This is a genomic window from Rhodococcus sp. DMU2021 (genome assembly GCF_019641445.1).
GTDB classification, from domain to species: Bacteria; Actinomycetota; Actinomycetes; order Mycobacteriales; family Mycobacteriaceae; genus Rhodococcus; species Rhodococcus pyridinivorans.
In genome coordinates this window covers 132,929-152,927 of sequence record NZ_JAIFKB010000012.1, presented here as the reverse complement: position 1 = coordinate 152,927, position 19,999 = coordinate 132,929, and the positions used below count along the sequence as shown (strand labels likewise).

Sequence of the window (19,999 nt, the reverse complement as noted above, 5' to 3'; positions counted from 1 at the left end):
GCAAAGCGGCCGATGATATGTGAACAACGCCGCTCCGCTTGACCGCGACACACCCGAAGTGTCTAATCACATACATGTCATTCGATAATCGAATTCGAGATCCCTTGCGGTGAACCCGCATTCGAACGAGTATTCGAAGGATGGCAGCGGGTTGATCCCCGGTCATGATTCGGCGCTGCAGGTGAGGAGGGACAATGGCCGGCGAGCGCGACAGCTTCGAGCTCACTCGAAGCGATACTGCAGTCGAGGCTGTCTGTGACTACCCGGACGTCGGGGTGCCCGTCCTGAGTTTGATCTCGGGATTCGGTGACCCAGCGGACGGCGAGGAGCAGTGGCAGGAGCGTGCGCTCTGTGCGCAGACCGATCCGGAGGCATTCTTCCCCGAGAAGGGTGGCTCCACCAGAGAGGCCAAGCGCATCTGCATGGGGTGTGAGGTCCGGGACGAATGTCTCGAATACGCTCTCGCTCACGACGAGCGGTTCGGTATCTGGGGCGGGCTCTCCGAGAGGGAACGCCGTCGCCTCAAGCGCGGAATAGTCTGACGAGGAGTTCGGCCCGGTACGGGGAGTGCGGGACCGAGTGAAACACCGAATCGGATGACGAAGGCCGGGTTGCGGCCGTGGGGGACGAGCAACCCGGCCTTCGTCATGTATCCGGAACGTTTCTCAGTCCTCGTCGTCCTCGTCGAGTGTCGGATCCACCACTTCCGGTTCGACGCCGAGATAGGTGGCCACCTGGTGCACGAGGACGTCGTGCACCAGATCCGTCAGATCGTCCGGATCCTTCGCGCGCACCTCGAGAGGTCGGCGGAACAACACGATCCGCGCCCGGGTGGCAGCGCCTCGTCGATCGATCCCCGCCGGCACGAGCCGGGACAGCGGCACCGGCCCGTCGGCAACCACCTCGTCCGGCCAGTTGACCGAGTCGGGGTCGCGTGCCCGGATCTTCGGGACCTCGTCGACGGCGATGTCGAGTTTGGTGAGGCGGTCGTGCCAGCGCGCGTCGATCGGCGCGAACGCCCCCAATACGAGCAGGTCGAATTTCTCTGCGCGTGTCTTCCACGCCGGCAGGCTCTGCGGGAACAGGGGACCGCGGATTCCCCTGCCGCGGCGTGCCACGGCACGGGACGACACAGGGCGGGAACGTCGTGCGCGGACCATGCCATGGACACTACGACACGAAAATCGCTCCACCCTTTCGGTGTGTCCGAATAGTCCTGGCGCGTCCGGCGCGCTACGCTCCCAGTCGTGAGAACACTGCGTCGATGCTGCCGGCCTGGGTGCAAGAACCCTGCTGTTGCGACGCTGACCTACGTGTACTCGGACTCCACTGCCGTTGTCGGTCCCCTGGCGACCGTCGCGGAACCGCACTCGTGGGATCTCTGCGAGATGCACGGTTCGCGCATCACGGCACCCAAGGGCTGGGAACTCGTCCGATACGAGGGAGCGTTCTCGTCGGCCACCCCCGACGAGGACGATCTGACCGCCCTCGCCGAGGCCGTACGCGAGGCCGGCCTGGGGGAGCGTTCCCGTTCCGACGCGAGCGACGACGACGCCGAGCAACCCCAACGGGCCGTCGTGCCTCCCACCGCACGCACCGGCCGACGCGGTCACCTGCGTGTTCTTCCCGATCCCACGTCCTGAGCCGTTCGCACTAGGCTGAGCGAGTGCGATGTCGCGGAGGACGGTATCGCACGAGTCGAGTTCAGGAGCTAATACAGTGGCGAGAGCTGCCGAGTCGGTGTCAGCAGTCATCAAGGCCTACGACGTACGGGGTGTCGTCGGAGAGCAGATCGACGAAGAGTTCGTCCGCGAGGTCGGAGCGTCGTTCGCACGCCTGTTGCGCAGTGAGGGCAGCGCGGACCGTGTGGTGATCGGGCACGACATGCGCGCCTCGTCCCCCTCGCTCTCGCAGGCCTTCGCCGACGGGGTCACCGCCCAGGGACTCGACGTGGTGCTGATCGGCCTCGCATCCACCGACCAGCTCTACTTCGCGTCGGGCCTGCTCGACGCACCCGGCGCGATGTTCACGGCCAGCCACAATCCCGCGAAGTACAACGGCATCAAGCTCTGCCGTGCCGGTGCCAAGCCCGTCGGTCAGGACACCGGTCTGGCGCAGATCTCCGCCGACCTCGTCGAGGGGGTGCCCGCCTACGACGGCGAGCGCGGCAACATCACCGAGCAGGACGTCCTCGAGGACTACGCCTCGTTCGTCCGCGGCCTGGTCGATCTCGCGGAGATGCGTCCGCTGAAGGTGGCGGTCGACGCCGGCAACGGCATGGGAGGCCACACCGTCCCCGCCGTCTTCGGTGCCCTGCCCATCGATCTCGTGCCGCTGTACTTCGATCTCGACGGCACCTTCCCGAACCACGAGGCCAACCCCCTCGACCCCGCCAACCTCGTCGACCTCCAGCGTCTGGTCGTCGAGTCCGGTGCCGACGTGGGCCTGGCCTTCGACGGCGACGCCGACCGCTGCTTCGTCGTCGACGAGCGCGGCGAGCCGGTCACCCCGTCCGCGGTCACGGCGCTCGTCGCCGCCCGCGAACTCGCCAAGGAACCCGGCTCGACGATCATCCACAACCTCATCACCTCGCGCGTGGTGCCCGAACTCGTCGCCGAGCAGGGCGGCAAGCCGGTGCGCACCCGGGTCGGGCATTCGTTCATCAAGCAGCAGATGGCCGAGACCGGTGCCGTCTTCGGCGGGGAACACTCGGCGCACTACTACTTCCGCGACTTCTGGGGTGCCGACTCCGGCATGCTCGCGGCGCTGCACGTCCTCGCCGCACTCGCCTCGCAGGACGGTCCGCTCTCCGAGTTGATGAGCTCCTACAACCGGTACGCGGCGTCGGGCGAGATCAACTCGACGGTAGCCGATGCTGCCGAGCGCACCGAGGCCGTCGTCGCGGCGTTCGAGGACCGCGCGGTATCGATCGACCGGCTCGACGGTGTCACCGTCGACCTGCCCGACAACGCCTGGTTCAACCTGCGTGCGTCCAACACCGAGCCGTTGCTGCGGCTCAACGTGGAGGCCCGCACGGACGGTGAGGTCGAGGCATTGGTGAAGGAGATCCTTTCCGTCGTTCGTGCGTAGGCGGAGGGACAACGGGAATAATCGAAGTGCCGGGACAGGTCGTGCCGGTGTCGGTTCGGCGGAGCACCGATCTCGGGTCGGTGGCCCCACCGGGCCCTGTCAGCCGGCTCGCCGAGGTCGCGGCGGCGGAAGGAAGGTGATGCGGTCGTGACGGCACCCTCACCGCTGTTCGACTTCGACGATGCGGGCGGTGTTCTCGCCGCCGATGTCGACGGCATCCTCAGGAGCGCGGCCCTCGGTGGCGCCCAGATCCGCGCGGTCGCCGCGGCGGTCGACGAAGGTCTGCTCGGCCGGCTCACCGACATGCACCCACGCAGTGTGGTCTTCGTCGGCACCGACGCCCGCGCCCGCTCGGCCGCGGAACTGGTCGTCGCGATGTTCGGTGGGCAGGCCGGTGTACCGCTGATCTCCGCGCCGACCACACCGCCGTGGGTCGGCGCGCTCGATGTCGTGGTGGTCTCGGGAAACGACGCCGGCGATCCAGAGTTGGCGCGCAGCATCGACGCCGGACTGCGTCGCAGCGCTGAGGTCGTCGTCGACGCCCCCGACGAAGGTCCGGTGCGGGCGGTCTCGGCCGGTCGCGCGATGTTGTTGCCGCCGCGCGTCCGGGTCCAGACCCGGTACGTGCTCGCCCGGCACGTCGCGGTGTTCTGTGCGGTGCTCGGCGTGTTGCAGCGCGCCGTCCGGATCACCGGTGTCCCGCCGCTCGCCGAGGTCGCCGACACGGCCGACGAGGAAGCGGCGCGCAATCATCCGGCGAACGAGGTCTTCCACAATCCCGCAAAGTCGCTCGCGGTGCGCATGCAGTCGCGTCGCGTGGCGTTCGCGGGAGACTCCGCCGCGACGACGGTGCTCGCACGGCACGCGTCGGAGGCCCTGCTCCAGGAGGCGGGTGTGGTCGCCGGCGCTGCGGCACTGAGCGACGTGCTGGTCGCGCGCGACCGGCTCACGAATGTGGTCACCGCGAGCGGTGAGAACTACGACCCGTTCTTCCACGACGAGGAGCTGGACGGACCGGCGCCGATCGCACCGGCACGGGTGTTCGTGCTCAGCACCGACCCCGACCGCTCGGCGGCGCAGCGCAGGACGGCGGCACTTCCGGATGTGGAATTGATGTCCGTGATCGGAGAATTCGAATCGAGCACGGTTCCGACCGTGCTGGAACAGGTGGCAGTGTTGACCGTCCGCACAGAGATGGCGGCCGCATATCTCGGATTGGCAGGGGGGAGATAGTGCACCGACTCGAAGGTGCGGTGCGCTCGTACGCCTGGGGATCGCGGACCGCGATCGCCACCCTGCGTGGCCGCAATGTGCCGTCCCATCATCCCGAGGCCGAGTTGTGGCTCGGTGCGCACCCGGCCGATCCCGCCAGGCTGGTGGATCCGGACGGCGACGAGCACTCGCTGCTCGACGTGTTGTCGGCCGATCCGCAGCGACACCTCGGTGATCGCACGGTGGGGGCGTTCGGTCCCCGCCTGCCCTTCCTGCTCAAGCTACTGGCGGCGGAGGAGCCGCTGTCGCTGCAGGCGCATCCCAGCGCCGGCCAGGCGGCCGAGGGCTTCGCTCGTGAGGAAGCACTCGGCATCCCGATCGACTCGCCCGTCCGCAACTACAAGGACGCCAGCCACAAGCCCGAACTCGTGGTGGCGCTGACCCGGTTCGAGGCCCTGGCCGGCTTCCGTGACCCGAAACGGACCGTGGAGCTGTTCGAGGCGCTGGCCGTGCCGGAACTCGACCCCTATGTGGGACTGCTCGCGGGCCAACCCGATTCGAGCGGTCTGCGGGCGCTGTTCACCACCTGGATCACGTTGCCCCCGCCCGCTCTCGCAGCGTTGCTGCCGCGTGTGCTCGACGGTTGCGTCACCTATCTCGCGGCCGGACGGGACGGCGAACGCGATTTCGTTCCGGAGGTACGCACGGCCCTGCAGCTGGCGGACTTCTATCCCGGCGACGCCGGAGTGCTCGCCTCGCTGCTGCTCAACCGCATCACCCTGCAGCCGGGCGAGGGCCTGTACCTCGACGCGGGAAATCTGCACGCCTACCTGCACGGCATGGGTGTCGAGGTCATGGCGAACTCCGACAACGTGCTGCGCGGTGGTCTCACCCCGAAGCACGTGGACGTGCCCGAACTGCTGCGGGTGCTCGACTTCGGTGCGGCCTCGGTGCCGATTCTCGAAGCCGTGCCGGAGGCCTCGGCGGAGACCGGGTCGGGGCAGAGTCCGATCGAACGCCGCTACCGCACCCCGGCACCGGAGTTCGCGTTGTCCCGCATCGATCTCGGCGCGGGCGACGCCCTCGGGGTCGGTGCCGACGGACCACAGATCCTGCTGTGCACCGCAGGCGATGCCCGCGTCGAGTGCGACGGCGAGTCGGTGACGCTGAGGCCCGGCGACTCGGCGTGGTTGTCGGCGTGCGACCGGAATCCGACCGTCCACGGTTGTGCCGCGGACACCCAGGTCTTCCGGGCCCGGCTCGGGGAGATGCCGGGATCGGCGACCGACGAGTCCTGAAGCAGAGTCCCGGTAGGGACGGAATCGAACCGAAGGCGAGCCCGCACGGGCTCGCCTTCGTCGTTTCCGGATGCACCTTCGTGAGATTTACAAAATCGGCTATATGTCTAGACCTAGGACGAACAGTGGCCTAGGGTCAAGATATGAGTGGTGTGCGTCACCGTGCGGTGGCGTGCCCGGCGCCATCAACGGTGATGAAGGAGACCCGACATGAGTACGGCATCCGCGGATTCGGTGGATCGACCCGACCTTCAGTGGCGCGACCGGAAACGCCATCTGTGGCTTCTGGGGCTGGTGCCCCCGACGGCGCTGTTCGTCGCCGCCGCCCTGGTGTGGGGCGGTAACGAACTCGGTCTGCAGAGCGTCACCCCGGTCCTGTGGTGGATAGGCCCCCTGCTGATCTACGTCCTCGTCCCGCTGCTCGACCTGTTCGTCGGCCCCGACGGCGAGAACCCACCCGACGAGTTGTTCGAGCAACTCGAGAACGACCGCTTCTACCGCTACTGCACCTACCTCTACTTGCCCTTCCAGTTCGCGTCGCTGGTCTTCGCCTGCTACCTCTGGTCGGCCGACGACCTGTCCTGGCTCGGCATCGACGGCGGGCTCGGCGTGATGTCGAAGATCGGACTCGCGATCTCGGTCGGCGTGGTCGCGGGCATCGGTATCAACACGGCACACGAACTCGGCCACAAGAAGATCGAATTCGAACGGCGACTGTCGAAGTGGGCGCTCGCCCCGTCGTTCTACGGGCACTTCTACATCGAGCACAATCGCGGCCACCACGTGCGGGTCGCCACCCCGGAGGATCCGGCCTCTGCCCGGTTCGGGGAGAGCTTCTGGCGATTCCTGCCCCGCAGCGTCGTCGGCAGCCTGCGGTCGGCGTGGCGCCTCGAACGGGCCCGCCTCGAACGGCTCGACAAGCCGGTGTGGAGCGTGCACAACGACGTCCTCAACGCGTGGGCGATCTCCGTCGCGCTGTACGCGGTGCTCCTCGGTGTCTTCGGTCTGTCGATCGCGCCGTATCTCGTGATCCAGGCGGTGTTCGGGTTCTCGTTGCTCGAGGCCGTGAACTATCTCGAGCACTACGGTCTGCTGCGGCAGAAGACCGCGAAGGGGCGCTACGAGCGCTGCTCGCCCGCGCACAGCTGGAACAGTGACCACCTGGTGACGAACATCTTCCTGTACCACCTGCAGCGGCACAGCGACCATCACGCCAACCCCACGCGGCGCTACCAGACCCTGCGCAGCATGGAGATCTCACCGCAACTGCCCGCGGGTTACGCGACGATGATCACCCTCGCCTACATCCCGCCGCTGTGGCGCAAGGTCATGGACCACCGCGTGCTCGACCACTACGACGGCGACATCACCCGCGTCAACATCGAACCGCGTCGACGCGAGAAGATCCTGGCCCGCTACGGAGCATCGGATCCCACTACTGCGGAAGGGGAGTGATCGTGGCGTCCTACCGCTGTCCCGTCTGTGAGTTCGTGTACGACGAGACCGCCGGCGTTCCCCGTGAGGGCTTTCCGGCCGGCACCCCGTGGTCCGACGTGCCCGACGACTGGCCGTGTCCCGACTGCGGAGTCCGGGAGAAGACCGATTTCGAGGAGTACACCCAGTGAGTACCGACTACCGTCTGTTCCGTTGTCTCGTCTGCGGATTCGAATACGACGAGGCCGAAGGGTGGCCCGACGAGGGCATCGGACCCGGCACCCGGTGGGAGGACATCCCCGACGACTGGTCGTGCCCGGACTGCGGCGCCGCCAAGGCCGACTTCGAGATGGTCGAGATCGTCCGCCGGTGAACCGCTGCACGGGGGATCACTACCCGTCTTGCTTTGACGAGCACATCCGTGCGTGAGAACGTTCCCACCATGCCGAACGCGCGGGTTCCCTTCCACGAGGCAAGTCGGGTGCTGCTGCGCTCGACGATCCTCGACGCCATGCGCGAGCTGCTACACGAACGCGACTGGTCGGCCGTCACCATGAGCGACGTCGCCCGAGCCGCCGGTATCAGCCGGCAGACCCTGTACAAGGAGTTCTCCTCCCGGCAGGGGCTCGCCCAGGGATATGCGCTGCGTCTGGTCGACGAGTTCGTCGATGCGGTGGCCGATTCGGTGTACGCCCACGTCGGCGACGCGCGGGCCGCGCTCGTGGACGGATTCACCTTCTTCTTCGAGGCGTCCGCCGCCGACCCCCTGGTGCAGTCGCTGCTGAGCGGGGAGGCCAAACCCGACCTGCTGCGGTTGATCACCACCGACGCCGCCCCCATCCTCGAGCGGGGCGCCGGTCGCCTCACGGAGACCTTCCACCACAGCTGGATCGCGGCGTCCGAATCCGACGCGGGGATCCTCGCGCGCGCTGTCGTGCGGGTCGCGCTGAGCTTCGTCTCGATGCCCCCGGCCTCGGGGCGTGATGTCGCCGCCGACCTCGCCGATCTGCTCGTGCCGTTCGTCGAACGGGCCGCCATACGCGGTTGACGTCCGGGCGTCGTACCGGAAGGTGCGGCGGACGGATCCCGTCGGGGGACGATCTGCCGGGCCTCTTCTTGCGCAGGTTGTATAGCCTGGAACCAACATCGTCTGCCGACAGGAAGAGGCATCTGCACGTGTCTGACACCACGCTCGTAGCCGACCGGGTCAACGGTCTCGATTTCAAGGTCGCCGATCTGTCCCTCGCCGAGTTCGGGCGCAAGGAGATCCGGCTCGCCGAACACGAGATGCCGGGCCTGATGGCGCTGCGTCGCGAGTACGCGGAGGTGCAGCCGCTGAAGGGCGCACGGATCTCCGGCTCGCTGCACATGACGGTCCAGACCGCTGTGCTCATCGAAACGCTCGTCTCCCTCGGCGCGCAGGTGCGCTGGGCGTCATGCAACATCTTCTCCACCCAGGACCACGCCGCCGCGGCCGTCGTCGTCGGCCCGCACGGCACCCCCGAGGAGCCCAAGGGCGTCCCGGTGTTCGCCTGGAAGGGCGAGACCCTCGAAGAGTACTGGTGGGCGGCCGAGCAGATGCTCACCTGGCCCGGCGAACCCGCCAACATGATCCTCGACGACGGCGGCGACGCCACGATGCTCGTGCTCAAGGGCGCCCAGTTCGAGAAGGCCGGCGTCGTCCCGCCGAGCGACGAAGAGCAGGACTCCGCAGAGTACAAGGTCTTCCTCGAGCTGCTGCGCCGCTCGCTCGCGGCCGACTCGAAGAAGTGGACCACCGTCGCCGAGTCCGTCAAGGGCGTCACGGAGGAGACCACCACGGGCGTCCTGCGCCTGTACCAGCTCTCCGCGGCCGGCGAGCTCGCGTTCCCCGCGATCAACGTCAACGACTCGGTCACCAAGAGCAAGTTCGACAACAAGTACGGCACCCGGCACTCGCTGCTCGACGGCATCAACCGCGGCACCGACGTCCTCATCGGCGGCAAGGCCGCGCTCGTGTGCGGTTACGGCGACGTCGGCAAGGGCTGCGCCGAGGCCCTGCGCGGCCAGGGCGCACGCGTCTCGGTCACCGAGGTCGACCCGATCAACGCCCTGCAGGCCATGATGGACGGCTACGACGTCGTGACGGTCGAGGACTTCATCGGCCAGGCCGACATCGTCATCACCGCCACGGGCAACAAGGACATCATCACCTTCGAGCACATGAAGGCGATGAAGCACCAGGCCATCCTCGGCAACATCGGCCACTTCGACAACGAGATCGACATGGCCGGCCTCGAGCGGGCCGCCGACGTCACGCGGATCAACATCAAGCCGCAGGTCGACGAGTTCACCTTCGCCGACGGCCATTCGATCATCGTCCTGTCGGAGGGCCGCCTGCTCAACCTGGGCAACGCCACGGGCCACCCCTCCTTCGTGATGAGCAACTCGTTCGCCAACCAGGTGATCGCCCAGATCGAGCTGTGGACCAAGCCCGACCAGTACGACAACGAGGTCTACCGCCTGCCCAAGCACCTCGACGAGAAGGTCGCGAAGATCCACGTCGAGGCACTCGGCGGACAGATCACGAAGCTGACCAAGGAGCAGGCCGAGTACATCGGCGTCGACGTCGAGGGCCCGTACAAGCCCGAGCACTACCGCTACTGATCCCGGCAACGCGACGGGAACGCAGAGCGCATGAGTGATCGGAAATCACAGGGCACATGGGTGATCTGATCGTCGTCGAGGGTCTCGATGGGGCCGGCAAGCGGACCTTGTCCGCCGGTCTCGTCGAGACCTGGCGCGAGGCCGGACGGAAGGTCGCGACGCTGGCCTTCCCGCGGTACGGGCAGTCGATCCACGCCGATCTGGGCGCGGAGGCGTTGCGCGGGCAGCACGGCGACACCGCCTCGAGCGTCGAGGCGATGGCGTTGCTGTGGGCGCTCGACCGTCGCGATGCTGCCGACGAGCTGCGGAAGCTGCTCGCCGACAACGATATCGTGCTGCTCGACCGGTACGTCGCGTCCAACGCCGCGTACACCGCGGCGCGCCGGAACCAGGATGCGACCGGCCCGGCGGTGGAGTGGATCCGCCGTCTCGAGTTCGAACGGTTCGGGCTTCCGGTGCCCGATCTGCAGGTGCTGCTCCGCGTTCCGGTCACCCTCGCCGCCGAGCGTGCCCGTAACCGCGCCGCGACCGAGGTCGACCGCGATCGCGACGCCTACGAGCGCGATGCCGGTCTGCAGGAGCGCACCGGCGCGGTCTACGACGGGCTCGCGCAGCAGCAGTGGATGTCTCCGTGGGAGGTCGCAGGCCCGCAGACCTCCCCGCGACAACTCGCCGTTGACATCTCAAATCTGCTTCACGACGCTCGAGGGGTGACACGATAGAGGCTATGAAGCCGAGGATTCTGGTAGTCGACGACGACACCGCGCTGGCCGAGATGCTCACGATCGTGCTGCGCGGCGAGGGATTCGAACCGTTCGTGGTGGGGGACGGCACTCAGGCGCTGGGTGCCGTGCGCGAGATCCGGCCCGACCTCGTCCTGCTCGACCTCATGCTCCCCGGCATGAACGGCATCGACGTGTGCCGTGTGCTCCGCGCGGATTCCGGTGTGCCGATCGTGATGCTCACCGCCAAGTCCGACACCGTCGACGTCGTGCTCGGCCTCGAATCGGGCGCCGACGACTACATCGTCAAGCCGTTCAAGCCGAAGGAGCTCGTCGCACGCGTGCGGGCCCGGCTGCGTCGCACCGAGCAGGAACCGGCGGAGGTCCTGAACATCGGGGACATCACCATCGACGTCCCCGCCCACAAGGTCACCCGCGGCGACGAGGCGATCTCGCTCACGCCCCTCGAGTTCGACCTGCTCGTGGCGCTCGCACGCAAGCCGCGCCAGGTGTTCACCCGTGAGGTCCTGCTCGAGCAGGTCTGGGGTTACCGGCACGCCGCCGACACCCGGCTCGTGAACGTCCACGTCCAGCGTCTGCGCGCGAAGGTCGAGAAGGATCCCGAGAATCCCGAGGCGGTGCTCACGGTGCGGGGGGTCGGCTACAAGGCCGGACCGCCGTGATTCGAACCTACCGGCTTCGGCGGCGTATCACGCGTAGGACGCTGCCGCTGGTGAGGTGGTCGCGGTCGATGAGCAGCCGACTCGCGCACACCTGGCGACGATCCCTGCAGCTCCGGGTCGTGACCTCGACCCTCACGCTGTCGCTGATCGTCATGTTCGTGCTCGGAGTGGTACTCACGAGCCAGATCACCGACCGACTGCTCGAAGTGAAGATCGACGCGGCGACCGAGGAGATGGATCGCTCGCGCGCACTCGTCGAGGGACAACTCGCGGGCGCCGACGACTCCGGTTCGCTCGCGGTCCGCCTCGACGGTGCCGCGGCGATCCTCACCAGCCGTGGCAGCGACGGGGGACAGGACACCGGCGTCGCCGGAACCTTCGACCCCGTCCTGATCGTTCCCGGCGACGGTCCGCGGGCCCCCACCTCGAGCGGGCCCGCCGACCAGATCCCGCAGAACCTGCGTGCCTTCGTCCAGAACGGGCAGATCGCGTACCAGTTCGCGACGGTCGCCGATCCCGACGGCTACACCGGGCCGGCCCTGATCATGGGCAGCCCCACCGACTCCGACATCTCGACACTCGAGCTGTATCTCGTCTTCCCGCTCGGCGGTGAGGAACGCACCCTCGCCCTCGTCCGCGGCACCCTGCTCGTCGGTGCCGTGGTCCTGCTCGTGCTGCTGGCCGCGATCTCGATGATCGTCGCGCGGCAAGTCGTGCTGCCCATCCGGTCGGCCTCCCGGATCGCCGTGCGCTTCGCCGACGGACGGCTCAAGGAACGCATGCCGGTCCGCGGTGAGGACGACATGGCGCGCCTGGCGATGTCGTTCAACGAGATGGCCGAGAGCCTGTCGCGGCAGATCACCCAGCTCGAGGAGTACGGCAACCTGCAGAAACGGTTCACCTCCGATGTGAGCCACGAACTGCGCACCCCGCTCACGACCGTCCGTATGGCCGCCGACCTCATCCACGACGGCAGCGACGAGCTCGACCCCGTCCTCAAGCGGTCCTCCGAACTGCTCGTCGCCGAACTCGACCGCTTCGAGAGCCTCCTCAACGATCTGCTCGAGATCAGCCGGCACGACGCGGGTGTCGCCGAACTCGCCTCCGAACGACTCGATCTGCGGATGTGCGCGCGTGCCGCCGTCTCGACCGTGCGGCACCTCGCCCGCGAGACCGCCACCGAGCTCATCGTCGACCTTCCGGACGAGTCCGTCGAGGCCGACGTCGATCCGCGCCGCGTCGAACGCATCCTGCGCAACCTGCTCGCCAACGCGATCGATCACGGCGAGGGCAAACCCATCCTGCTGCGGTTGCGCGCCGACGACGCGGCCGCGGCCTTCGTCGTGCGCGATCAGGGCGTGGGCCTGCGACCGGGGGAGGAGAAACTCGTCTTCAACCGGTTCTGGCGCTCCGATCCGTCGCGGGTCCGGCGCTCCGGCGGCACCGGCCTCGGTCTCGCGATCAGCGTCGAGGACGCCAACCTGCACAACGGCAAGCTCGAAGCGTGGGGCGAACCGGGACGAGGTGCCAGCTTCCGGCTCACCCTCCCGCGCGAACGCGGACGTAAGGTGGGTCGCAGCCCCCTGCCTCTCGTGCCCAGCGCCGCGAAGGCCGTGCAGGGCAAGCCCCCGCCGGGTGACGACACCCCGGAGCGGCCTTCGACGGGAGAGATCCCGACCGACCCTGCGAGCACATCGTCCGAAGGAGCCAATACATGAGCCGCTCGACTCCGCGTGCAGCGGGCGTGCTCGTCGTACTCCTGACCGTGGCCGGACTCGTGCTGTCGGGATGCGCCACGCTGCCGGATTCGTCGTCACCGCAGGCCATCGGAACCCTTGAACGCGGCCCCGCGACCACCGAGGTCGCCGCTCCCGTGCCCGGTCGCGAACCCGACCTGCTCCTGCGCGACTTCCTGCAGGCGAGCACGGATCCGACCAACCGCCACCGCGCGGCCCGGCAGTTCCTCACCCCCACGATGTCCGAGTCCTGGGACGACGCGGCGAGCGCGACGATCGTCGACAAGGTCGACGTCCTCGTCGAGGAACGCGACGGCGACAGCGCCACCTACGTGGTGCGGGCCAGCACCGTCGGCTACCTCGAGGAGGGCGGCATCTACCGTCCCGCCGACGGGGAGTTCGAGGCGCGGTTCTCCCTGGTCCGCACGGACGGGGAGTGGCGCATCGACCGGTTGCCGGCCGGCGTCATCATGGACCGCCCGCGCTTCCTCAACACCTATCAGCGCCGCTCGCTGTACTTCCTCGACCCGACCGGCACCGCCGTCGTCCCCGACCCCCGCTGGATCACGGGTACCCCCGAACAGACGGCGTCGCAGTTGATCGGGTTGCTCGTCGAAGGGCCGAAAGAGGTCCTCGCGCCTGCGGTCAAGAATCTCCTCGAGGACGTCACCGTCATCGGCTCGGTGACGAAGGCGGACGGCCGCACGACCGACGTCGGCGTCGGACTCGGCGGTATCCGCATCGACTTCCAGGGGGTCGGCTCGATGGGCCGGCAGGATCGCGAACTGCTCGCCGCGCAGGTGATCTGGACCCTCGCCAACGCAGACATCAGCGGCCCGTACCAGCTCCTCGCCGACGGCCAGCCCCTCGACGAACGGTTCCCGAACGGGTGGACCACCGCCGACGTGGCATCGATGAACCCCCTTGCCGCATCGAGCGTGACGGTGGGCCTGCACGCGCTGCTCGACGGGACGCTGGTGAGCGTCGCCGAGACCGGCGTGACACCGGTCCGCAGCTTCTTCGGCATGTCCGACGATCTGCAGTCCGTCGCCTTGTCGCTGGACGGGGAACTCGTCGCCGCCGTCGAGAACACCGGGAAACCGGCACCGGAGCCGGCCGTGCAGCTGATGGTCGGTGCCTACAGCGAAGGCGCTGCCGAACCCGCGGTCGACGGCGAGTCGATCACCCGGCCGTCCTGGTCACCGAACAACAACTCGGTGTGGGCCGTCGTCAACGGCACGGCGGTAGTGCGTGCGGTGCGCGAGCCCGGCACGGGGCGGGTCACCGTCGTCGGGGTGGAGGCGGGCGCGGTCCGCGGTCTCGGCGACCGCATCACCGAACTGCGCCTGTCGCGCGACGGTGTCCGCGCCGCCCTGATCATCGACGGACGGGTCTTCGTCGCGACGGTCGTACCGACCACGACCGGCGAGTACTCGCTCGCCAACCCGCGCGAGATCGGCTTCGGCCTAGGCGGTCCCGCGCTCGCCTTGGACTGGAGCACGGCCGACACGATCGTCGTCTCCCGCGCGTCGGCCGACGTGCCCGTCGTGCAGGTCGCGGTGGACGGCTCACGCATCGACGCACTCCCGAGCCGCAATCTCACCCCTCCGGTGGTGGCCGTGGAGGCGTCGACGGCCAGCGAGTTCGTCGCCGATTCCCGGACGGTCTTCCAGCTCAACAACCGCGATCCCGCGGGCGACCGGTACTGGCGCGAGGTACCCGGACTGGCCGGGATGGCGGCGATCCCGGTCCTTCCCGGCTAGAGCGTGCCGACGGTGACGCCCAGGCGTCGGTGACTTCGGGCACACTCCCGGTGTGCTCACCGCCTTTCTCGATCTCGTCCTGCCCGCCCGGTGCGGTGGGTGCGCCGCTCCCGGAGCGAGCTGGTGCCGGGCGTGCGCACGCGAGCTCTCCGATCACCCCGTGGCCGTCGCGCCGCGCGTCGACCCCGGGACCCCGGTGTGGAGCCTGGGCCCGTACACCGGCCCCAGGCGCCGCGCGGTGATCGTCGCGAAGGAGCGTGCCCGCCGGGATCTCGCCGAGCCGCTCGGGCTCGCGTGGGCCGTCGCGATCGCGCGGCTGCGCCGATGGAGCGAGCTGCCCGAGGGTCCCTTGATCGTGACGCCCGCCCCCACCCGGACGCGTGCGGCGCGGGCACGCGGAGGCGATCCCGTCACGCGTGCCGCCCGGGCCGCCGCGACCCACGACCGTCGCCTCCACGTGCATCCGATCCTGAGTGTGGCGGCCGGGGTGCGTGATTCGGTGGGGCTCTCGGCAGCCGACAGGCAGCGCAACCTCGCCGGCCGTGTCGGGGTGCGCGCCGACGGTCTGCCGCGCACGATCCCGGTCCTCGTCGTCGACGACGTGCTCACCACCGGAACCACCGCGCGCGAGTCGGTGCGGGCACTCCGACGCGCCGGATTCGACCCTCTCGGAGTGCTCGTGGTCGCCCACGCGTGAGCCCGCGGACGGGCCCGGAAAGTACCTCACCGAGTGACCGGAAGGCGACGCGATGGGAAATCGCGCGGGAACGGTGGCACACCTCCGCGTTACGTACTACCGTCGCCATCAGACCCGGAAACAACAAGGTAGACGGGTGGAAACGCCTGTTCTTCCGATTCCGGGTGAGCGCGCTCTCGCGCTCATACATCATGCCGGCGCGCGGGCTGCGCCGGCCGTAACTCGGGAGGTACGCGTGACGACCCCTTCGAAGTCCAGAGGTTCCGTTGCAGAGGCCGATGCAGCCACGGAAGGCCCACGTGCCGACGTTGTCGTGAAAGGACGCAACGTCGAGGTCCCCGATCACTTCCGGATCTACGTCTCCGAGAAACTCGCTCGGCTCGAACGTTTCGATCCGACGATCTTCATCTTCGACGTCGAGTTGCAACACGAACGCAACAGGCGTCAGAGGAAGAGTTGTCAGCGGGTCGAGATCACTGCCCGCGGAAAGGGACCTGTCGTACGCGCCGAGGCCAGTGCCGACAGCTTCTACGCTGCCTTCGAGTCTGTGATCAGCAAGCTCGAATCGCGCCTGCGACGGACGAAGGAGCGCCGCAAGGTCTCCTACGGTGAGAAGACGCCCGTGTCCGTGGCGGAAGCCACCGCGGCCCTCGCCCAGGATGACGAGCTCGCGATCTCGCCCGACCTGTCGCTCGGCGACAGCGAGAAGGAGCCTCAGGACGGTCCCGGTCGCATCGTCCGGACGAAGGAACACAACGCTGCGCCGATGACCGTCGACGACGCCCTCTACGAGATGGAACTCGTCGGTCACGACTTCTACCTGTTCCACGACAAGGAGACGGACAAGCCGTCCGTGGTCTACCGGCGACACGCCTTCGACTACGGTCTGATCAGGCTCGTGTGACACTGCAGGGAGTGACCGAAGGCACCTCGCCATCGCGGTCACTCCCGCGCAGCGCCTACCATGGAATCCGGCCGGGGTCCAACAAGGCCTCGGCCGGATTTCTTGTCCGTGCAGGTACCCGAGATTGAGGACGAACACACCAGTGCTGTCGCTGACGAAGCTGCTCCGGATCGGTGAAGGTCGCATGGTCAAGCGGCTCAAGCACATCGCCGAGCATGTCGATTCCCTCTCCCCGGACTTCGAGGCCCTGACCGACGCCGAGCTCCGTGCCAAGACGGACGAGTTCCGGAGCCGCTACCAGGACGGCGAGACGCTCGACGATCTGCTTCCGGAAGCCTTCGCGACCGCCCGGGAGGCGTCCTTCCGTGTGCTCGGCCAGAAGCACTATCTCGTCCAGATCATGGGTGGCGCGGCGCTGCACTTCGGCAACATCTCCGAGATGAAGACCGGTGAGGGCAAGACCCTCACCTGCGTGCTGCCGGCCTACCTCAACGCGATCTCCGGCGACGGCGTCCACGTCGTCACCGTGAACGACTACCTCGCCAAGCGCGACGCCGAGTGGATGGGCCGCGTGCACCGTTCCCTCGGACTCGAGACCGACGTGATCCTGTCCGGCATGACCCCGGCCCAGCGCCGCGCGGCCTACTCCGCGGACATCACCTACGGCACCAACAACGAGTTCGGTTTCGACTACCTGCGCGACAACATGACGCACTCGCTCGACGATCTCGTCCAGCGTGGCCACAACTTCGCGATCGTCGACGAGGTCGATTCGATCCTCATCGACGAGGCCCGGACCCCGCTGATCATCTCGGGTCCCGCCGACGCGTCGAGCAAGTGGTACTCCGAGTTCGCGCGCATCGCCAAGCTGCTCAAGCCCGAGGTGCACTACGAGATCGACATCCGCAAGCGGACCGTCGGTGTGCACGAGGCCGGCGTCGAGTTCGTCGAGGACCAGCTCGGCATCGACAACCTGTACGAGGCGGCCAACTCGCCGCTGGTGAGCTACCTCAACAACGCCATCAAGGCCAAGGAGCTCTACGCCAAGGACAAGGACTACATCGTCCGCAACGGCGAGGTCGTCATCGTCGACGAGTTCACCGGCCGCGTCCTGTCGGGCCGCCGCTACAACGAGGGCATGCACCAGGCGATCGAGGCAAAGGAAGGCGTCGAGATCAAGGCCGAGAACCAGACGCTCGCCACGATCACGCTGCAGAACTACTTCCGCCTGTACGACAAGCTGTCGGGCATGACCGGTACGGCCGAGACCGAGGCCGCCGAGCTCCACCAGATCTACAGCCTGGGTGTCATCCCGATCCCGACCAACCGCCCGATGGTGCGCGTCGACCAGGGCGATCTGATCTACAAGACCGAGGAAGCGAAGTTCGCGGCCGTCGTCGACGACGTCGTCGAGCGTCACGAGAAGGGCCAGCCGGTCCTCATCGGTACGACGAGCGTCGAGCGGTCGGAATACCTGTCGCGGCAGTTCACCAAGCGCGGTGTGCCGCACAGCGTGCTCAACGCGAAGTTCCACGAGCAGGAAGCGCAGATCATCGCGCAGGCCGGCCGGTCCGGCGCGGTGACGGTCGCGACGAACATGGCCGGTCGCGGTACCGACGTCGTGCTCGGCGGCAACCCCGATATCCTCGCCGACATCGAGCTGCGCAAGCGCGGCCTCGACCCGGTCAACACGCCGGACGAGTACGAGGCGGCCTGGGACGAGACCCTCGAGCGGATCAAGGCCGAGTCGAAGGCCGACGCCGAGAAGGTGCGAGCGGCCGGTGGCCTGTATGTGCTCGGCACCGAACGGCACGAGTCGCGTCGTATCGACAACCAGCTCCGTGGCCGTTCCGGTCGTCAGGGTGATCCGGGCGAGTCGCGGTTCTACCTCTCGCTCGGCGACGAGTTGATGCGACGCTTCAACGGCGCCGCGCTCGAGTCGATCATGACGCGACTGAACCTGCCCGACGACGTGCCGATCGAGGCGAAGATGGTCTCCAAGGCCATCAAGAGCGCGCAGACGCAGGTCGAGCAGCAGAACTTCGAGATCCGCAAGAATGTCCTCAAGTACGACGAGGTGATGAACCAGCAGCGCACCGTCATCTACGAGGAGCGTCGCCGGATCCTGCGCGGCGAGGACCTCGAGGGTCAGGTGCAGCACATGCTCACCGACGTGATCACCGCCTACGTCGACGGTGCGACCGCCGAGGGCTACGTCGAGGACTGGGATCTCGAGCAGCTGTGGACGGCGCTCAAGACCCTCTACCCGGTGGGTGTCGACCACAAGACGCTCGTCGCCGAGAACGAGGACCTCGACCGCAACGGTCTGCTCGAGGTCCTTCTCGAGGACGCCCGCGCCGCCTACGCACGTCGCGAGGCCGAACTCGAGGCCATTGCCGGTGAGAACGCGATGCGCGAACTCGAGCGTCGCGTGCTGTTGTCGGTTCTCGACCGCAAGTGGCGCGAGCACCTCTACGAGATGGACTACCTCAAGGAGGGCATCGGCCTGCGCGCGATGGCGCAGCGTGATCCGCTCGTCGAGTACCAGCGCGAGGGCTTCGACATGTTCACCGCGATGCTCGAGGGCCTGAAGGAGGAATCGGTCGGATTCCTGTTCAACCTCCAGGTCGAGGCCGCGCAACAGCAGCAGTCCGCGGGTGTGGCGGTCACGCCGGCCTCTGCGGCGGCCGCCGCGCAGGCGTCCCCGAGCCTCGCCAAGGCTGCTCCCGCCCGACCCGCACAGCCGGCCCCGGCGGCACAACAGGCACAGCCGGCCCCGGCGGCACAACAGGCACAGCCGGCCCCGGCGGCGCAGGCGGAGCCCGCACCGACCGCGCTGCGGGCCAAGGGTCTCGACGAGACCGAGCGGCGTCTGACCTACACCGGTCCCGACGAGGACGGCCGCGCCCACGTCGCGCGTACGACCGCCGGTTCCGACGCGCGCTCCGCGCCCAGGCAGGCGGGCACCCGCAAGGAGCGTCGTGCCGCGGCCCGGCGCGATGCGAAGACCAACCGGCGACGCTGAACGCGCTGAGTCGAAGACTCACGTAGGCGCTGAGTCGAAGACTCACGTAGGCGCTGAGTCGAAGACTCACGACCACCCCACGACCCTGTGGCTCACCCGAGCCACAGGGTCGTGATCGTCCAACGGTGCGGAGCACGAGGACGGGGACGCTTGCGCACCATCCGGCCGGCGAAGGCGAACACCCGGTCCCCGCGACCGTAGCTGCCGAACAGTTCCACGGTGTCGGCGTCGACGGGACGCACCCGCGTCCGCAGCAGTATCGCGGTGCTGCGTCCGGCACGCGGAGGCCGGCCCGCGGTGATCGTCGCGACGAGACGCGGATCGAGGACCGTGGTGGACTGCACCGCGGGACGGCGGCCGTCGACGACCTCGAGGACCAGGCGCACCGCCGTCTCCGCAACCCGCACGACACCCGGATCGAGCACGATCGCGGGTCGGTCGCTCGGCTCTGTGGCCGGGCCTTCGATGCTCGGGCCCTCGGCCGGGCGTCCGGTTCCGCCGCGGCGGAGCGTGGCGCGTCCCGAGCGTCCGTCGTGCGGCGTGGGCCGACGGGCGACGTGGCTGCGGGGACGGTGGCAGCTCTCCTCGACCGGAGGTTCGAGGCGGGTGAGGCGGCGCACGTAGCGCCCGGTGTGATGCGACATGGGCTCTCCCGAAGGGCATGAGAACGGATCGTCACGGTGACACCGTGACGGCGGATCGGTTCGGGAGAGGACGAACCGCGCACATGATGCCACATCTCCGGGCGACGGTCCCGGTTCGACGCGCGCGGGATGCGCTGCGCGAGCA

19 protein-coding genes are annotated in these 19,999 nt (G+C 68.2%); 17 read left to right on the top strand and 2 right to left on the bottom strand.

All coding sequences use genetic code 11. The annotated features are described in order from the left end of the window. Positions 1 to 275 precede the first annotated feature (275 nt). The gene (locus K3M35_RS17350) at positions 276 to 542 is read left to right on the top strand and encodes a WhiB family transcriptional regulator (protein WP_167414258.1); all 267 of its coding nucleotides are present in this window, start codon (positions 276 to 278) and stop codon (positions 540 to 542) included. Between the two features lie 123 nt (positions 543 to 665). On the opposite strand, the gene K3M35_RS17345 is transcribed toward K3M35_RS17350, so the two are convergent. Next, positions 666 to 1,160: a metallopeptidase family protein gene (locus K3M35_RS17345; RefSeq protein WP_033097091.1), complete on the bottom strand. Its 495-nt coding sequence runs from the start codon at positions 1,158 to 1,160 to the stop codon at positions 666 to 668. A gap of 87 nt (positions 1,161 to 1,247) precedes the next feature. Here K3M35_RS17345 and K3M35_RS17340 point away from each other — a divergent pair, with 87 nt between their 5' ends. The 16 genes from K3M35_RS17340 (at position 1,248) to secA (ending at position 19,210) form a co-directional block, all read left to right on the top strand. Beyond that, positions 1,248 to 1,643, top strand: a complete 396-nt coding sequence (locus K3M35_RS17340) for a DUF3499 domain-containing protein (protein WP_170318468.1) — start codon at positions 1,248 to 1,250, stop codon at positions 1,641 to 1,643. A 76-nt stretch (positions 1,644 to 1,719) separates the two neighbouring features. Beyond that, entirely contained in the window at positions 1,720 to 3,090 is a 1,371-nt protein-coding gene (locus tag K3M35_RS17335; protein ID WP_217579628.1) for a phosphomannomutase/phosphoglucomutase, read from the top strand. A 147-nt stretch (positions 3,091 to 3,237) separates the two neighbouring features. Then, positions 3,238 to 4,323, top strand: coding sequence for a hypothetical protein (locus K3M35_RS17330; RefSeq protein ID WP_033097092.1), 1,086 nt, complete (start codon positions 3,238 to 3,240; stop codon positions 4,321 to 4,323). After that, the gene (gene manA / locus K3M35_RS17325; protein WP_217579629.1) at positions 4,323 to 5,600 is read left to right on the top strand and encodes a mannose-6-phosphate isomerase, class I; all 1,278 of its coding nucleotides are present in this window, start codon (positions 4,323 to 4,325) and stop codon (positions 5,598 to 5,600) included. Before K3M35_RS17330 ends, manA begins: the two co-directional genes overlap by 1 nt. Before the next feature lie 210 nt (positions 5,601 to 5,810). After that, on the top strand, positions 5,811 to 7,055 hold the full coding sequence (locus K3M35_RS17320) for an alkane 1-monooxygenase (protein ID WP_006550210.1): 1,245 nt from the start codon (positions 5,811 to 5,813) through the stop codon (positions 7,053 to 7,055). 2 nt (positions 7,056 to 7,057) lie between these two features. After that, positions 7,058 to 7,225 (top strand): rubredoxin, encoded by a 168-nt coding sequence (locus tag K3M35_RS17315; RefSeq protein WP_006550211.1) that lies wholly within the window; start codon positions 7,058 to 7,060, stop codon positions 7,223 to 7,225. Continuing rightward, entirely contained in the window at positions 7,222 to 7,407 is a 186-nt protein-coding gene (locus K3M35_RS17310) for a rubredoxin (protein WP_019288502.1), read from the top strand. The genes K3M35_RS17315 and K3M35_RS17310 overlap by 4 nt, the downstream gene beginning before the upstream one ends. A 69-nt stretch (positions 7,408 to 7,476) precedes the next feature. After that, positions 7,477 to 8,082, top strand: coding sequence for a TetR/AcrR family transcriptional regulator (locus K3M35_RS17305; RefSeq protein ID WP_039584805.1), 606 nt, complete (start codon positions 7,477 to 7,479; stop codon positions 8,080 to 8,082). Positions 8,083 to 8,210: 128 nt separating this feature from the next. After that, positions 8,211 to 9,680: an adenosylhomocysteinase gene (ahcY, locus tag K3M35_RS17300; RefSeq protein WP_006550214.1), complete on the top strand. Its 1,470-nt coding sequence runs from the start codon at positions 8,211 to 8,213 to the stop codon at positions 9,678 to 9,680. A 56-nt stretch (positions 9,681 to 9,736) separates the two neighbouring features. After that, on the top strand, positions 9,737 to 10,402 hold the full coding sequence (locus tag K3M35_RS17295) for a dTMP kinase (RefSeq protein WP_220666780.1): 666 nt from the start codon (positions 9,737 to 9,739) through the stop codon (positions 10,400 to 10,402). Between the two features lie 5 nt (positions 10,403 to 10,407). Further along, positions 10,408 to 11,085 carry an MtrAB system response regulator MtrA gene (mtrA, locus tag K3M35_RS17290; RefSeq protein ID WP_024101503.1) on the top strand — a complete coding sequence of 226 codons (678 nt, stop codon included), beginning with the start codon at positions 10,408 to 10,410 and terminating at the stop codon, positions 11,083 to 11,085. Positions 11,086 to 11,153: 68 nt separating this feature from the next. Then, positions 11,154 to 12,803 (top strand): MtrAB system histidine kinase MtrB, encoded by a 1,650-nt coding sequence (mtrB, locus tag K3M35_RS17285; protein WP_019288499.1) that lies wholly within the window; start codon positions 11,154 to 11,156, stop codon positions 12,801 to 12,803. Beyond that, a complete protein-coding gene (gene lpqB / locus K3M35_RS17280; RefSeq protein ID WP_220666779.1) occupies positions 12,800 to 14,584 on the top strand; it encodes an MtrAB system accessory lipoprotein LpqB in 1,785 nt (594 codons plus the stop codon). The genes mtrB and lpqB overlap by 4 nt, the downstream gene beginning before the upstream one ends. A gap of 52 nt (positions 14,585 to 14,636) precedes the next feature. After that, positions 14,637 to 15,281, top strand: a complete 645-nt coding sequence (locus tag K3M35_RS17275) for a ComF family protein (RefSeq protein ID WP_033097095.1) — start codon at positions 14,637 to 14,639, stop codon at positions 15,279 to 15,281. Positions 15,282 to 15,516: 235 nt separating this feature from the next. Next, positions 15,517 to 16,185: a ribosome hibernation-promoting factor, HPF/YfiA family gene (gene hpf / locus K3M35_RS17270; protein ID WP_024101500.1), complete on the top strand. Its 669-nt coding sequence runs from the start codon at positions 15,517 to 15,519 to the stop codon at positions 16,183 to 16,185. Between the two features lie 184 nt (positions 16,186 to 16,369). Further along, positions 16,370 to 19,210, top strand: a complete 2,841-nt coding sequence (gene secA, locus K3M35_RS17265) for a preprotein translocase subunit SecA (RefSeq protein ID WP_374107773.1) — start codon at positions 16,370 to 16,372, stop codon at positions 19,208 to 19,210. A gap of 92 nt (positions 19,211 to 19,302) precedes the next feature. Here secA and K3M35_RS17260 read toward each other — a convergent pair whose 3' ends face one another. Continuing rightward, positions 19,303 to 19,854, bottom strand: a complete 552-nt coding sequence (locus K3M35_RS17260) for an Rv3235 family protein (protein WP_064060257.1) — start codon at positions 19,852 to 19,854, stop codon at positions 19,303 to 19,305. Positions 19,855 to 19,999 lie beyond the last annotated feature (145 nt).